The sequence below is a fragment of the Streptomyces sp. NPDC006294 genome, assembly GCF_042870895.1.
GTDB lineage: Bacteria > Actinomycetota > Actinomycetes > Streptomycetales > Streptomycetaceae > Streptomyces.
In genome coordinates this window covers 52,112-64,730 of record NZ_JBIAHV010000027.1, presented here as the reverse complement: position 1 = coordinate 64,730, position 12,619 = coordinate 52,112, and the positions used below count along the sequence as shown (strand labels likewise).

Sequence of the window (12,619 nt, the reverse complement as noted above, 5' to 3'; positions counted from 1 at the left end):
GTGGACGTGAACAGCCGCACCACGTTGGAGTGCGGGACGACGACGCCCTTCGGCCGGCCCGTGGAACCGGAGGTGTAGATGACGTACGCCGGGTGGCTGGAGGCGATGTCCACGCCGAGGTCGTCGCCGTCGAGCGCGGCGAGCTCGGCGACGACCTCGGGGAGGTCGAGGACGAGCCGGGGAACACCGGCCGTGTCGACGGCGGACAGGTCGGCGGAGCTGTCGGTGATCACGACGACGGGGTGCGCGTCCGCGACCATGTAGCTGAGCCGGTCCGCCGGATAGTCCGGGTCCATCGGCACATACGCCGCACCCGACTTGACCACCGCCAGCAGACCGACGATCAGGTCCGCGCCGCGCGGCAGGGCGATCGCCACGTACTGCTCGGGGGCGACACCGCGGGCTCTGAGGAGCCGTGCGAGCCGGTTGGACCGCTCGTTGAGCTCCTGGTAGGTCAGCGACACGTCGCCGTACGAGAGCGCGACGGCGTCCGGCGTACGCGCCACCTGGTCCTCGAAGACCTCGACCAGCGTGGCGGGCGACTGCTCCGCGGGCGCGGCGGCGGCCGGGGCGACCAGGGCGCGCTCTTCCCCGGTGAGCACGTCGACCCTGCCGAGGGGCAGGTCGGCCGGGGCGTCCGCGAGGGCGGTGAGGAAGGCGCGGAACCGGGCGAGGTGGGCGTCGAGCTCCGCCCCGGTGTAGAGGTCGGGGTTGGCGTCGAAGTCGATCTGGAGGCCCTTGCCGTCCGTGCGGTCGTAGACGATCACGGACAGGTCGTCGGCGGGGCCGATGCAGAGGTTGTGGACGGTGGCGGGCAGCTCGCCGAAGCGCAGGTCGTAGTCGAACATCATGATGTTGACCTGGGGACCGGTCAGCCGCCGGTCCGCGCCGAGGAGTTGGAGGTCGCGGCGCAGGTCCTCGTACCGGTACCGCTGGTGCTTCATGGCGCCGCGCATCTCGCGGGCGACCTGCGTGAGGACGTCCTCGAGGGTGCTGTGGCCGGCCACGGGCACCCGCAGCGGCAGCACGTTGGAGACCATGCCGGGCAGGGAGCGGGCGGCGCCGCCGAGCCGGGTGGTGACGGGAAGCCCGAGGACGACTTCCTCGGCGCCGGTCAGCCGGTGCAGATAGACGGCGACGACGGCGGTGACCAGGCACGGCCAGGGCACCCCGGCCTCGCGGGAGGCCTCCCGCAGCTTCTCCGCGACGCCGGCGTCCAGCCGGGCGGTGCGGCGCAGCAGGCCGCGCGCGGCGCTCGGCTCCTTGGCCGAGAGGCTGACCGGCTCGGGGCGGTCGGCGAGACGGCGGAGCCAGTAGTCCCGGTCGGTGGTGAACCGCTCGGACTCGCGGTACGCGGCGTCCTGCCGGACCAGTTCATCGAGTGGACCGAACGGGTTCGGCGACTCCTCGCCGGTCGTGAGCGCGGTGTAGATCTCGGCCGTCCGCCGGGCGACCAGGGCGACGGTGAAGCCGTCCACGAGCAGGTGGTGGTAGCGGTGGAGCCAGAACCAGCGGTCGTCGGCGGCCCTGAAGAGGACGAACAGGAAGAGCGGGCCGGCGGAGGTGTCCTGCGGGCGGGCCATGTCCGCGCGCATCCACGCCTCGGCTGCCGCACGCGGATCGGCCTCGGCGCTGACGTCGACGGTCAGCAGCTCCCAGCGGAGATCCTGTTCGATCACCTGCCGCGGTCCGTCGGGCGTCTCGGTGAACCGCGCCCGGAGGTTGTCCATCTCGTCCACGACCCGGCGCAGCGCGGCCTCGAAGAGGCCGCGGTCGAGCGCACCGTGGATTTCCAGGTATTCACCGGCGTTGTACACCGGGTTTTCCGCGTCGAGCTGCTGGGCGAACCAGATTCCCGACTGCGCCGCCGTCAGAGGTATCCCGTGCCCACCGAGCGTCATTCTTCATCCACCTCGAGCAGATCGACTGCAACGGATTCCGCCGCAACGGCGGAGATATCCCGGAGATAAGGAATTCCGGAGGCGTCCCGCGCTCCCCCCACTCCTGATTTCCGGCTACTCTCGCACCGCCCGAGAAACCGAACAACCGTCCCTGCATCATGCTGCCAAGCACCGTGTAAGCCGTGGTCAGAGCGCACGCCGGGCCGTATCCGCACCGGCACAATCCTGCCAACGCGCCGGTCGCCGGGCGGGCCCCGGACGCACGGAACGGGCGCCCGCGCGATCCGCGAGCACCCGTCCCGTACCACTGTCCCGCACCCGCCGGGCCGGCCCGGCGGGTGCGGAGGCGTCAGCCGCCCATCGCCTGGACCAGGCTCTTGGGGCGCATGTCCGTCCAGTTGGTGTTGATGTGGTCGAGGCACTCCTGCCGTCCCGCCTCGCCGTGCACCACGGTCCATCCCGCCGGCACCTCGGCGAAAGCCGGCCAGAGGGAGTACTGCCCCTCTTCGTTGGTGAGGACGAAGTAGTTGGCGTTGTCGTCCTCGAAGGGATTGGTCGCCATGATGTTTCAGCCTTCCTTCGTTGTTTGTTTTCTGATCCGGGCGCGCACCGCTTCCACAAAGCCGGGAAGCCGGTCGACTCCCCAGTACTTGTCGAAGCCGTCGATGAAGAAGGGGACTCCGAACACGCCGTCCCGGTGGAGTGAGTTGAGTGCCTGCAGGCCCTTCTCCCGTACGGCCGGGTCCCGGTGGGCCTCTGCCGTCACATGCGGGTCGAGCCCGATTTCCTTTCCGATCCGGCCCATGGTCTCCGGATCGGATATGTCCGCGCCCAGTTCCCAGCGATACCGGTAGGTCTCGGCGATGAACGGCGCTCCGACGCCGGCTTCCTCCGCCGCGAGATACGCGAGATGCGAGACCTCCCACCGCGGGGCCGGGTCCACCGGCCACACCATCTCGAGCCCGCGCGCCCTGGCCAGCCGGCGGACGTCCTGAAGGATGTAGAGGTGCTTCTCCTTGGACATCGGGACATACGGCAGCCGGATGTTGCTGCGCTCGAGCTGGTCCTGGGCGGACTCGTCCGGCTCCCAGAAGGGCAGCCATTCGATCCGCTCCGCCACGTCCGGATGACTGCCGGTCAGGTCCCGGTAGGCCATCCAGGAGTACGGGCTGCGGAAGGAGAAGTACCAGCGTGGTCCGCGTCGTGCCATCACCGCCTCCAAGGGGGTTCGCAGGTGGATCAGATGGTGATGCCGCCGTCGATCTGGAGCACGGCTCCGGTGATGTAGGCGGCCCGGTCGGAGACCAGGTAGGCGACGAGGTCGGCGACCTCCTCCGCCGTGCCCATGCGGCGCAGCGGGATCGAGGAGAGGGCTTCCTTGCGGGCCTTGTCGTTCATCGCGGCGACCATGTCGGTCTCGATGAAGCCGGGGGCGACCGCGTTGACCCGGATGCCGGCCCGGCCGGTCTCCTTCGCCAGGGCGCGGGAGAAGCCGATGATCCCGGCCTTGGAGGCGGAGTAGTTGGTCTGGGTGCCGTTCCCGTACACGCCGGCGACGGAGGAGATGTTGACGATCGCTCCGGAACGGCGCTTCATCATGCCGAAGACGACCGCCCGGCAGACGTGGTAGACGCCGTCCAGGTTGGTGTCGATGACCTGGCGCCACTGCTCGTCCTCCATGAGGACCAGCGGGTTGTCGCGGGTGATGCCGGCGGCGGTGACGGCCGCGTCGATCTGGCCGAACTCCGCCTCGGTGGCGGTGATCCAGGCCCGTACGGACCCGGCGTCGGCGACGTCGACCCGGCTGCCGGTGACGCGCACGCCCAGGTCGGCGGTCTCCTTCTCCAGCGTGCGGGCGGCCTCTTCGTCCGAGCGGTAGCAGAAGGCGACGTCGAATCCGTCACGGGCCAGCGCGTGGACCGTGGCCCGGCCGATGCCGCGCGAGCCGCCGGTGACGAGCGCCACCCGGTTCGTGGTGTCTCCCATGATGTTTCTCCGTGAGTCGTGCATCAGGTGGTCGCTGCGGCGGGGCGCAGTGTCTCGGCGGGGCGGAAGGCCATGACGATCCGGCCGATCGTCATGACCGTCTCCCCTGCCGAGCGGCTCTCGCCCTCGAACAGCACGGTGTCGTCGACGCGGCGGTCGAGGCGGACCCGGTGCTCCAGCACCTCGCCGGGCAGCACGGGCCGGTGGAACTCGACCCCGGTCATGGAGCCGAAGAGCATCACCTGCCCGTCGAGCACGTCCGGGTTGGGGTCGTCCCAGGTGGCGAGGACTCCGGCGGACTGGCACCAGGACTCCACGAGCAGGGACTTCGGGTAGGCGAAGTCCTCCTCGGGAGTCTCGGGGCCGAGCTTCTCGTACCAGGGCTCGTTGCAGGTGACCGCCTTGAGGGCGGTCAGCCGCTCGCCCGGTACGACGTCGACGACGCGGTCGACGAGCAGCATCGGGAAGCGGTGCGGCAGCCGTGCCCGGATGTCGCGCTGGCCGGTCATGGAGCCACCTCCGGGGCCGTGGTGTGCGGGCGGTAGCGCAGCCGTACCGTGGCGGCGTCGCCGCGCTGGGTGGCGAGCTTCGCCCGGCACTGCCAGTCGCCGGCCGGGGTCTGCTTCCAGCCCATGGCGATCTCCAGCCGGTCGCCGGGGAAGACGGGCCCGGTGAACCGGGTCGACTCCACGGCGGCCAGTTCGCCGTCCTTGGCGCCGCCGGGTGCGGTGGCGAGGGCGGCGAGGTGGGTGCACTCCACCAGGCAGACGCCCGGGAAGATCGGGAAGCCCGGGTAGTGGCCGGGCAGCACGGTCTCGCCGTCCTGGACGGTGAAGCGGGCGGCGGTGCGCGACTCGTCCTCGGAGGGCAGCACCTCGACCAGTCCCGCGAGCGGGCTCGCGCCTGGCATCAGGCTGCCCGCTGCGCCGCGTCGAGTTTGCCGAGCAGCAGGTCGTAGGCGCTCTGCAGGGTGACGATCTGCTTGAGATCGGACTCCGGCAGCTTGATGCCGTACTTCTTCTCCAGTACGACGACGACCTCCAGGGCCATGAGCGAGTCGACCTCGAGGTCGTCGACGAACCTGGCGTCGTCGGTGATCTCGGACTCGTCGACGTCGAGCACCTGGGCCACGACGGCGCGCAGTTCTTCCTTGTCCAGCACGGTTGAAGTTCCTCTCATCAGCTGGTGGTTGTGGCGGAGCTCAGCGCAGGGCGAGCAGGGCGCAGCCGACGGTGCCGGTGCGGTCCACGGAGGTGATCACGCCGATCCGGCCGGCGGCCGGATCGGGCCGGTCGGCGGCGTACGACAGCAGGGCGGCGGCCTGGAAGGCCGCGGCGGCGGCGCCGGTGTCGCCGATGAGCCCGGTGGGCGTCAGGTCGGCGTGGCCGGCGGCGCCGAGGACCTCGGCCACGGCCTCGGCCTCCCCGCGGCCCTCGCGGCCCGGCGCGCCGGACCGGGCGACGGCCACGACCTGGTCCGTCTCGACGCCGGCCCGGCGCAGCGCGGAGCGCAGGCAGGACACGAGCGCGGGGCGGGTGTCGCCGTCGAGCACGACGCCGAGTTCGACGGCGAGGAGCTCGGCGAGGACGGGCTGGGCGGCGTCGTCGGGGTCGTGCGGTTCGACCAGGAGCATGGCGCACCCCTCGCCGAGCGGGGCGCCCGCCGGGTCGTCGCCCTCGTCGCCGGCCCGGCGCTCCAGCCAGGCTCGGGCGGAGGAGAACTCCTCGGCCGCGCCGCACAGCACGGTACGGGCGCGGCCCGAGGTGAGCAGTCTGCGCGAGTAGTTGAGGGCGTGCAGACCGGCGGTCCGGCCGCCCGCGATGGTGGCGTTGGGGCCCTTGAGCCGGTACCAGATGGCGCTCTGGCCCGCGGCGCAGTTCATCACGGTGTTGGGGAAGCGCGCCGGGTCGACGAAGAAGGGCTGGTCGCCGGTGAGGGAGTCCCGGGTGAAGTCCATCATCGACTGGGCGCTGCCGGTGGTGGTGCCGAGCGCGAAGGCGGCGCCCTCGCCGGTGCCGACCGCGCGGTTGCGGTCGCCGTCGTCGAGGAGGGCGCCGACGGCGGTGACGGTCAGGCCGGTGACCCGGTCCATGGAGCGGGTGCCCTTCTTGCCGAGCACCGTGCGGATGTCGAAGCCGGGTACCACGCAGCCGGTGCCGTCGGGCGTCTCGCCGTGCTCGGGGCCGAGTTCCGCGACGGCCTCGCGCCTTTCGCGCAGGCCCTCGGCGAACGCCGCCCTGCCGATGCCGTACGACGACACGGCCGACCATGCGGTGATCACCGGGCGTCCGGCGCCGGTGGTGAGTGTGGACATGTCCGTCGTATTTCCTTCCGCTCATCGAGCTCGTCGAGCTCGCGAAGTCACAGCAGCGCGTACACCGTCGGTGCGGCGGTCAGGCGCTCGGGGGGTCACAAGAAGGCGGTCACAAAAGGGCGGTCACAGGAAGCAGACCATCCGGTAGTCGGTCCAGCGGGCGGCCGTCTCGCCCTCCGCCGCCACCCGGATGCCGGCCAGCAGCCGGTCGGGCGAGCCGGACCCGCCGAGCGCGGCCAGCCCCGGCTCCTCCGCCCAGACGCCCACCCCCGCGTCGAGGAGGGTGCGCAGCCCCTTGCGGGGGTCGCTGAGCGTGTCCACCGTGCGGTTGCCGATGCGCAGCGGCGGCACCGGCGGCGCGTCGATGGCGTAGGTGACGGCCTGGCCGCGCAGCAGGATGTCGAGACCGCCGAGTTGCCGGTGCAGTTCGGTGGCGAGGTAGAGCTCGTCGAAGAACTGCTTCTCCAGCGCGCCCCGGTAGCCGCGCTCCACGATGGCGAGCACCCGCCCGCCGGGATGTTCCTGAGACTCCATCAGATCACTCCGACCAGGACGGTTTTGGCCGCCGCGGCCACATTGGCCGCGTATCCGGCCGGCGGGCGCAGCACCACCTGCGGCAGATGCTCGGCGGCGCCCCGGTCGTCGCTGCAGAAACGGCAGCCGTACCAGTACAGCCGGCCGGGGAAGGCGTTGAGCAGCTCCTCGGCCAGTGCCGCCGTGGACGGGTGGTCGCGGTTCCAGTCGGCGAGGTTGCGCGGCTTGTCGGGGCCCAGCGCCCGCTGGGTGAGCAGGGTGGCGTAGCCGCACGTCCACACCTGGACGCTGGCCCCCCGCTCCAGCAGCGCCTGGGTCAGCCGCAGTGCGGTGGTGACCCGGTCGCTGCCGTGCGGGGCGCCCATGAGAGTGATCAGCACATCCGTCTCGGGAATCCTCCTGGCCACTTAGTGCCACACCACCCGGACAGCGGGGTCGAGGAGCCAACCCGCCACCTCGTCCATGCCGACGACCCGCAGTTCGGGCCGCAGCAGGTCCGTGTCGAGTCCCCGCTGGGCGAGCGAGAACCCGTCCGCCGCGAGCACCCCGCCGCCCTTCTGGAACCGGTCCAGGTCCTCGTCGCTGCCGGGAACCGCCAGTACGACACCGTCCTGGACCAGGAAGAGCAGCACAGAGTGCCCGGTGAGGACCTGGGTGACCGCGTCGCGCCGGAAACCGGAGTCCCGCGCGGGCTGCCCCTGGCTCTCGATGAGCAGCAGCCGGGGCGGACCGCCGCTCTCCCAGGTCTCCGTCACGCCTGCGGCGCCTTGCCGCTGATCGCGTCGATCACCCGCTGGTCGAAGTTGACCAGGCTCCAGTCGCGGCGGTTCTCGATGACGGCGTAGCCGTGCACGATGCGGCCGGTGGCGGTCTTGACCAGCTTGCCGTCGCGCAGCACGTAGAAGTCCATGCGCGAGGTGTAGGTGAAGTCCTTGAAGACCTCCTCGACGGTGTAGACCGTGTAGAGGTCCTCCTCCATCAGCGCCTCGTCGAGGATGCGGATGTCGGAGCGGGGCACGACCGGGATCCAGCGGCGGTCGTCGAGCAGGGTCTTGATGGAGATGCCGCGGTCGGCGACGAAGCGGTCCTTGCCCTCCTCCATCAGCCGCAGGTAGCCGGACATCTGGATGCGCTCGGTGAAGTGGCAGTACGGGTACGGGATGTTCCACTTCCACGCGTACGCGTTCTGGCCGGCGGTGAGCGAGGCGAGGATCTCCTCCTCGGCCGGGGCGGCGGCGGGCGCCTCGCGCTCCAGGTCGTCGCCGAGGGTCGCGACGGCGAAGCGGGCGAGCTCGGCGGGGACCTCGCCGGCCGCCTCCAGGTAGGTGTCGATGCGCAGCGAGACGCGGACCTTGGAGGTCACGGCCTTGTGGATCTCGCCATCGCGCTCGAACTGGATGGTGATCTTGAAACCGATCGTGCCGTCGTCGCCCTTCGTCCAGGGCACGACCTCCGCGTCCGCGATGTCGTCCATGTGGAAGGCGTGCAGGATGCGGCTGTCGATGGAGACGAGGTCGAGGCCCAGCCCGTGCTCCTCGTAGAGCGCGCGGGCGGGCAGGCCGGCCTGCCGGAAGTGGTCGAGAACGGCTTCCTCGACGAGGTAGTTGACGTGCTTGAAGCCGATCCAGGTGCAGATGTTGGAGCCCTCGTAGCGGGGGCGCACCTGCGTGGTCGTGGTGGTTTCGAGGAGCGCCTTGACGGCGGTGTCGGTGACGAGGGTCATCGCTGGGGCTCCAGAGCGTTGAGGGGGGCGGTCCCGCGCTGAGGGGTGACGCCCATGATCGGGTTGACGAAGTCCTGCACGGTGGCGGCGAAGAGCTGGGCCGCCTCGAGCATCGGGAAGTGCCCGCAGCCGGGCAGCACGCGGGAGACCGCGTCGGGGAGCGCTTCGGCGAGTGCCACGCTCTCCTCGGGCCGGGCGGCGAAGTCCGTCTCGCCGCCCAGCACCAGGGTGGGGACGGTGATGCGGCCGGTCTGCAGTGCGGGCGTGCGCAGGTAGAGGTCGAAGAAGCGGAACCAGCCGTAGGCGCCGACACGGTCGCGCACCCGCCGGCCCATGGCCTCCTGCACCTCGGCGGGGAAGCGTCCGTCGGAGTGGGCGCGGATGCCCTCCTCCATGATCAGGTGGAAGTCGTTGAGGTAGTAGCTGATGGTGTCCCAGTCGAACTCGTCGGCCGCCCCCCGGTAGAAGGGCGAGGCGAGCACCAGGGCCCGGATGCCGAACTGGCGCAGCGCGTCGACGCCGCCCCGGTTCTTCTGGTCGAGCAGGTCGAGCAGGACGTTCGCCGCCATCGAGTGCGCGACGACGACCTCGGCGCGGCCGGGCACCGCCTCGATCGCCCTGGCCAGCCAGCCCTTGAGGTTGGGCTGCTCGCCCCACTCGCCGATGGTCTCCGTGCGCCACGGCAGCCGGGCGGTCCACAGCTCGTACTCGGCGGGGAGCAGCGGAATCACGCGCTCCCAGACGCTGTCGTTGGCGGCCAGTCCGTGCAGCATCAGCACCCGGGGGCCACTGCCCTCGGTGCGCTGCTGGACGGATACCGGCCTCAGGTCCATGTGGGTGGTCATCACGCCGCCTCGGGGGCCAGGAGCACCAGGTCCGCGCTCGCGTCGTCCGCCGCGGTGCCCGCGACGGCATGTACCGGGCCGCGCTCGCCGGCGTCGAACCAGCCGACGGCGGCGGCGCACTGCAGGATTCCGTAGGCGCCCGACGCACGGCCGAGGTGCGAGGGCAGTTCCCAGCGGCGGCCCCGGGCGGGCGCCGGGTCACCGGCGCCGCGGCTGTACGCGCCGAGTACGGCGCGGACGGCCGCGGAACGCCGCTCGGCCGCCGTCCGGGCCTCCAGGACGAGGGCCGCGCCGCCGTCCACCGCCCGGCCGCCGCCGAGGAGCCTGCGCACCACCTCGTTGTCGGGTTCGACGCCGAGGACGAGGACGCGCTCCGCGCGCCCCGCCACGATCATCGTGGTCGCCCAGTGGACGGCGTCCAGGCCGGACGTCTCGCCGTTGCAGACCATCAGGTTGGGGCCGCGCAGGCCGTAGCGGATGGCCGCGGACGAGGCGATGACGTTGCTGGACGCGTTGGGGAGGTCCATCGGGCTCGTCGCGGTGACGGTCTCCTCGCGGATGGTGTCCAGCGCCCTGGCCACGGTGTCGAGGTTGCCGAAGTTGGAGCTGGCGACCACGCCCAGGCTCTCGGGGGCGCAGGTGAGGCCGTCGTCGCCGAGCAGGCCGGCGTCCTTCAGGGCCGCCGCGGTCAGGCAGTAGCCGAGCTGGGTGGCCCGGTCCTTGTAGCGCAGTCCCTTGCGGCCGACGTGCTCGGCCGGCTCCACGGGGGCGCCGCCGGAGACCGGGCCGTCGGCGAGGGCCCGTACGGTGTCGGCGCCGGGCAGCAGCACTGCGGCGCCGGAGACCACCACGGTGGTGTCGGTGCTCTGCGTGGTCATCGGGGGCCCTCCACTATGGCGACGGCGTTGATGCCGCCGAATCCGAAGGCGTTGAGCTGCGCCACGTTCAGCTGCCGTGAACCGGCCGCCTCCCCGGTGACGAAGCGGAAGGGCGCGGCCTCCTCGACCGGCTCCTCGAGGCCCACGGTCGGCGGTACCCGTCCCTCGTTCAGGGCGCGTACGCCCACGATCAGGTTGATCAGCCCGGACGCACCGGAGGTGTGCCCGGTCATGGATTTCACGGCGGTCATCAGCGGTCCGGAGGCGCTGTCGCCGAGGACGTCGGCGAGCGCGGCGGCCTCCGCCTCGTCGTTGAGGAGCGTGCCGGTGCCGTGCAGCATCACCAGGTCGACGTCGGACGGCTTGACCCCGGCGAGCCGGTGGGCGGCGCGCATGGCTTCCGCGATGCCCGCCGGGGACGGCGCGGTGACGTGGTAGGCGTCGCAGTTGACGGCGACGCCGCGCAGCCGGCCGTGCACCTGGGGCGCGCCCTGCTCGGTGCGGCGCAGCACGATCGCCGCGGCGCCGTCGCCCATCAGCACGCCGGTGCGGTTGCGGTCGAAGGGCCGCACCCGGTCCGGCGGCTGCGCGTGCACGCGCTCCAGCAGGCCGTACATGGACTCGGTGAGCACGTCGACGCCCGCGACGATCACGGTGTCGGGCGCGTCGTCGCCCTCCTGGTCCAGCAGGTCGGAGCCGAGCGCCAGCGCGTACAGCGAGGCGGAGCAGGCGTTGGAGAAGGTGTGGGTGACATCGGCGTTGAAGCGCTCGCGCAGCCCGGTGCCGAAGTGCAGCCCGGAGTCCGCGAACGGCGAGCCGTCGCGCCACCACAGCTCCAGGGAGCGCAGCTCCCGCAGACCCGTGCCGACGAGCACGGGGATGCCGCTGAGGTCCTCGCCGAGGCCCGCGTCGGCGGCCGCCTGGCCGACGGCGTCGAGCAGCAGCTCCGTCGCACGGCCGGGTACGTCCTGGCCGGCGACCGGTCTGTCGTCGACCTCGTACGCGTGCTGCGCCCGGAACCGGGTGCGGTCGAACCCGCGGAGCTCGGCCCGGCCGCTGCGGCCCTGGCAGAGGCTCTCGAAGAGCTCGTCGACCCCGGAGCCGGTGGCGGCGACGGCGCCCATCCCGATGATGGGGCGGATCGTCATGACGCCTCCTTGATCGCGTCGTACCTGCCGAGGAGGACCGCCGCGTTGTTGCCGCCGAACGCGAGACCGTTGTTCTGGACGATCCTCAGGTCGGCCTCGACCGCCTCGTTCGGGACACAGTCGACGTCGCACTCGGGGTCGGTGGTGACGTGGTTGATGGTGGGCGGGATGAAACGGTTCTGGATCGCGAGGGCGCAGCCGATGGCCCCCAGGGCGCTGGCGGCGCCCATGCTGTGGCCGAGCATCGACTTCATGGAGACGGTCCGGGGAGGCGCGTCTCCGAAGACCTGGCGGATGGCGCCCGCCTCGGTGATGTCGTTGGCCTTGGTGCCGGTGCCGTGCGCGGAGATGAGGTCCACCTCGTTCGGCTTGACGCCGGCGTTCTCCAGGGCGAGGCGCATCAGCTCCGCGACGCTGTCCCGGTCGGGCGCCACCTGGTGGTGGGCGTCGCAGTTGAGCCCGTAGCCGAGCACCTCGGCGTAGATGGTGGCGCCGCGCGCCAGGGCGGAGTCGAGGCGTTCCAGGACGAGGACGCCCGCGCCCTCGCCGGTGAGGATGCCCTTGCGGTCCACGTCGAAGGGCTGGCACCGGTCGGGCGCGATGGTGCCGAGCCGGTAGAAACCGGTGAAGGTCTTGCGGCACATCGCGTCCGCGCCGCCGCAGAAGGCGAACTCGGCCTCGCCGGAGCTGACGGCGTCGAAGCCGTAGCCGATGGCGTAGTTGCCGGCCGAGCAGGCGGTCGGGATGGTGAGCGCCTCCACGTCGGTGAGGCCCAGCTCCTGGGCGATGGCCACCGAGAGCCGGCCGGCCGGCACCCGCCGCGCGGCCGCGGGGTCGAACATGCCGGTGCCGTCGGCCAGTTCCCTCTCGACCATCTGGTCGAGGTCGTAGCTCTCGCCGTCCGTGGTGCCGATGGAGATCAGGCCACGACGGCCGCGCAGCTCCGTCAGGTCGAGTCCCGAGTCCTCCAGGGCCATCCGGGCCGCCGCCACGGAGAACTGCGCGGCCCTGCCGAGCTGTTCCACCTGGAGCGTGCTGATCCAGTCACGCGGGTCGAAATCCGTGATCTCGCACCCGTTCGCGTGGGCGAACCCCTCGGTGTCGAACACCGTGATGGGCCGCGCTCCGCTGCGTCCCTGGCGGAGTCCTTGCAGAAACTCCTGTGCCCCCAGCCCGATGCTGGAGACCACACCGAGTCCGGTGAGGACGACCCGATGCCGTTCGGGCCCGGCCTGGCCGGTGCCGCGCACTGCCGTCATGCCAACCTCCCAATCCACTGCGGCCGGGGCC

16 protein-coding genes are annotated in these 12,619 nt (G+C 71.7%); all 16 read right to left on the bottom strand.

Translation table 11 applies throughout. From position 1 onward, the window contains the following. A partial coding sequence (locus ACFYOP_RS32705; RefSeq protein WP_356899504.1) for a condensation domain-containing protein occupies positions 1–1,901 on the bottom strand: 1,901 nt, incomplete at its 3' end. 349 nt (positions 1,902–2,250) lie between these two features. Continuing rightward, a complete protein-coding gene (locus tag ACFYOP_RS32700) occupies positions 2,251–2,463 on the bottom strand; it encodes an MbtH family protein (RefSeq protein ID WP_356899503.1) in 213 nt (70 codons plus the stop codon). A gap of 6 nt (positions 2,464–2,469) precedes the next feature. Continuing rightward, positions 2,470–3,111, bottom strand: coding sequence for a DsbA family protein (locus tag ACFYOP_RS32695; RefSeq protein WP_356899502.1), 642 nt, complete (start codon positions 3,109–3,111; stop codon positions 2,470–2,472). Between the two features lie 29 nt (positions 3,112–3,140). Further along, entirely contained in the window at positions 3,141–3,887 is a 747-nt protein-coding gene (fabG, locus tag ACFYOP_RS32690) for a 3-oxoacyl-[acyl-carrier-protein] reductase (protein ID WP_356899501.1), read from the bottom strand. A 23-nt stretch (positions 3,888–3,910) separates the two neighbouring features. Continuing rightward, entirely contained in the window at positions 3,911–4,396 is a 486-nt protein-coding gene (locus ACFYOP_RS32685; protein ID WP_356899500.1) for a beta-hydroxyacyl-ACP dehydratase, read from the bottom strand. Continuing rightward, positions 4,393–4,797: a hypothetical protein gene (locus ACFYOP_RS32680; RefSeq protein WP_356899499.1), complete on the bottom strand. Its 405-nt coding sequence runs from the start codon at positions 4,795–4,797 to the stop codon at positions 4,393–4,395. Before ACFYOP_RS32680 ends, ACFYOP_RS32685 begins: the two co-directional genes overlap by 4 nt. Then, a complete protein-coding gene (locus ACFYOP_RS32675; protein WP_356899498.1) occupies positions 4,797–5,048 on the bottom strand; it encodes an acyl carrier protein in 252 nt (83 codons plus the stop codon). Before ACFYOP_RS32675 ends, ACFYOP_RS32680 begins: the two co-directional genes overlap by 1 nt. A 40-nt stretch (positions 5,049–5,088) precedes the next feature. Then, positions 5,089–6,201 (bottom strand): beta-ketoacyl synthase N-terminal-like domain-containing protein, encoded by a 1,113-nt coding sequence (locus ACFYOP_RS32670; RefSeq protein WP_356899497.1) that lies wholly within the window; start codon positions 6,199–6,201, stop codon positions 5,089–5,091. 123 nt (positions 6,202–6,324) lie between these two features. Next, on the bottom strand, positions 6,325–6,735 hold the full coding sequence (locus ACFYOP_RS32665) for a hypothetical protein (protein ID WP_356899496.1): 411 nt from the start codon (positions 6,733–6,735) through the stop codon (positions 6,325–6,327). Continuing rightward, a complete protein-coding gene (locus ACFYOP_RS32660; RefSeq protein ID WP_356899495.1) occupies positions 6,735–7,142 on the bottom strand; it encodes a hypothetical protein in 408 nt (135 codons plus the stop codon). Before ACFYOP_RS32660 ends, ACFYOP_RS32665 begins: the two co-directional genes overlap by 1 nt. Beyond that, positions 7,143–7,490 carry a DsrE family protein gene (locus ACFYOP_RS32655; RefSeq protein ID WP_356899494.1) on the bottom strand — a complete coding sequence of 116 codons (348 nt, stop codon included), beginning with the start codon at positions 7,488–7,490 and terminating at the stop codon, positions 7,143–7,145. Further along, positions 7,487–8,458, bottom strand: coding sequence for a hypothetical protein (locus ACFYOP_RS32650; protein WP_356899493.1), 972 nt, complete (start codon positions 8,456–8,458; stop codon positions 7,487–7,489). The genes ACFYOP_RS32655 and ACFYOP_RS32650 overlap by 4 nt, the downstream gene beginning before the upstream one ends. Then, entirely contained in the window at positions 8,455–9,303 is an 849-nt protein-coding gene (locus ACFYOP_RS32645) for an alpha/beta hydrolase (protein WP_356899492.1), read from the bottom strand. Before ACFYOP_RS32645 ends, ACFYOP_RS32650 begins: the two co-directional genes overlap by 4 nt. Further along, positions 9,303–10,181: a beta-ketoacyl synthase N-terminal-like domain-containing protein gene (locus ACFYOP_RS32640; protein ID WP_356899491.1), complete on the bottom strand. Its 879-nt coding sequence runs from the start codon at positions 10,179–10,181 to the stop codon at positions 9,303–9,305. The genes ACFYOP_RS32645 and ACFYOP_RS32640 overlap by 1 nt, the downstream gene beginning before the upstream one ends. Further along, positions 10,178–11,329: a beta-ketoacyl synthase N-terminal-like domain-containing protein gene (locus tag ACFYOP_RS32635; RefSeq protein WP_356899490.1), complete on the bottom strand. Its 1,152-nt coding sequence runs from the start codon at positions 11,327–11,329 to the stop codon at positions 10,178–10,180. Before ACFYOP_RS32635 ends, ACFYOP_RS32640 begins: the two co-directional genes overlap by 4 nt. Further along, positions 11,326–12,588, bottom strand: coding sequence for a beta-ketoacyl-[acyl-carrier-protein] synthase family protein (locus ACFYOP_RS32630; RefSeq protein ID WP_356899489.1), 1,263 nt, complete (start codon positions 12,586–12,588; stop codon positions 11,326–11,328). The genes ACFYOP_RS32635 and ACFYOP_RS32630 overlap by 4 nt, the downstream gene beginning before the upstream one ends. Positions 12,589–12,619 lie beyond the last annotated feature (31 nt).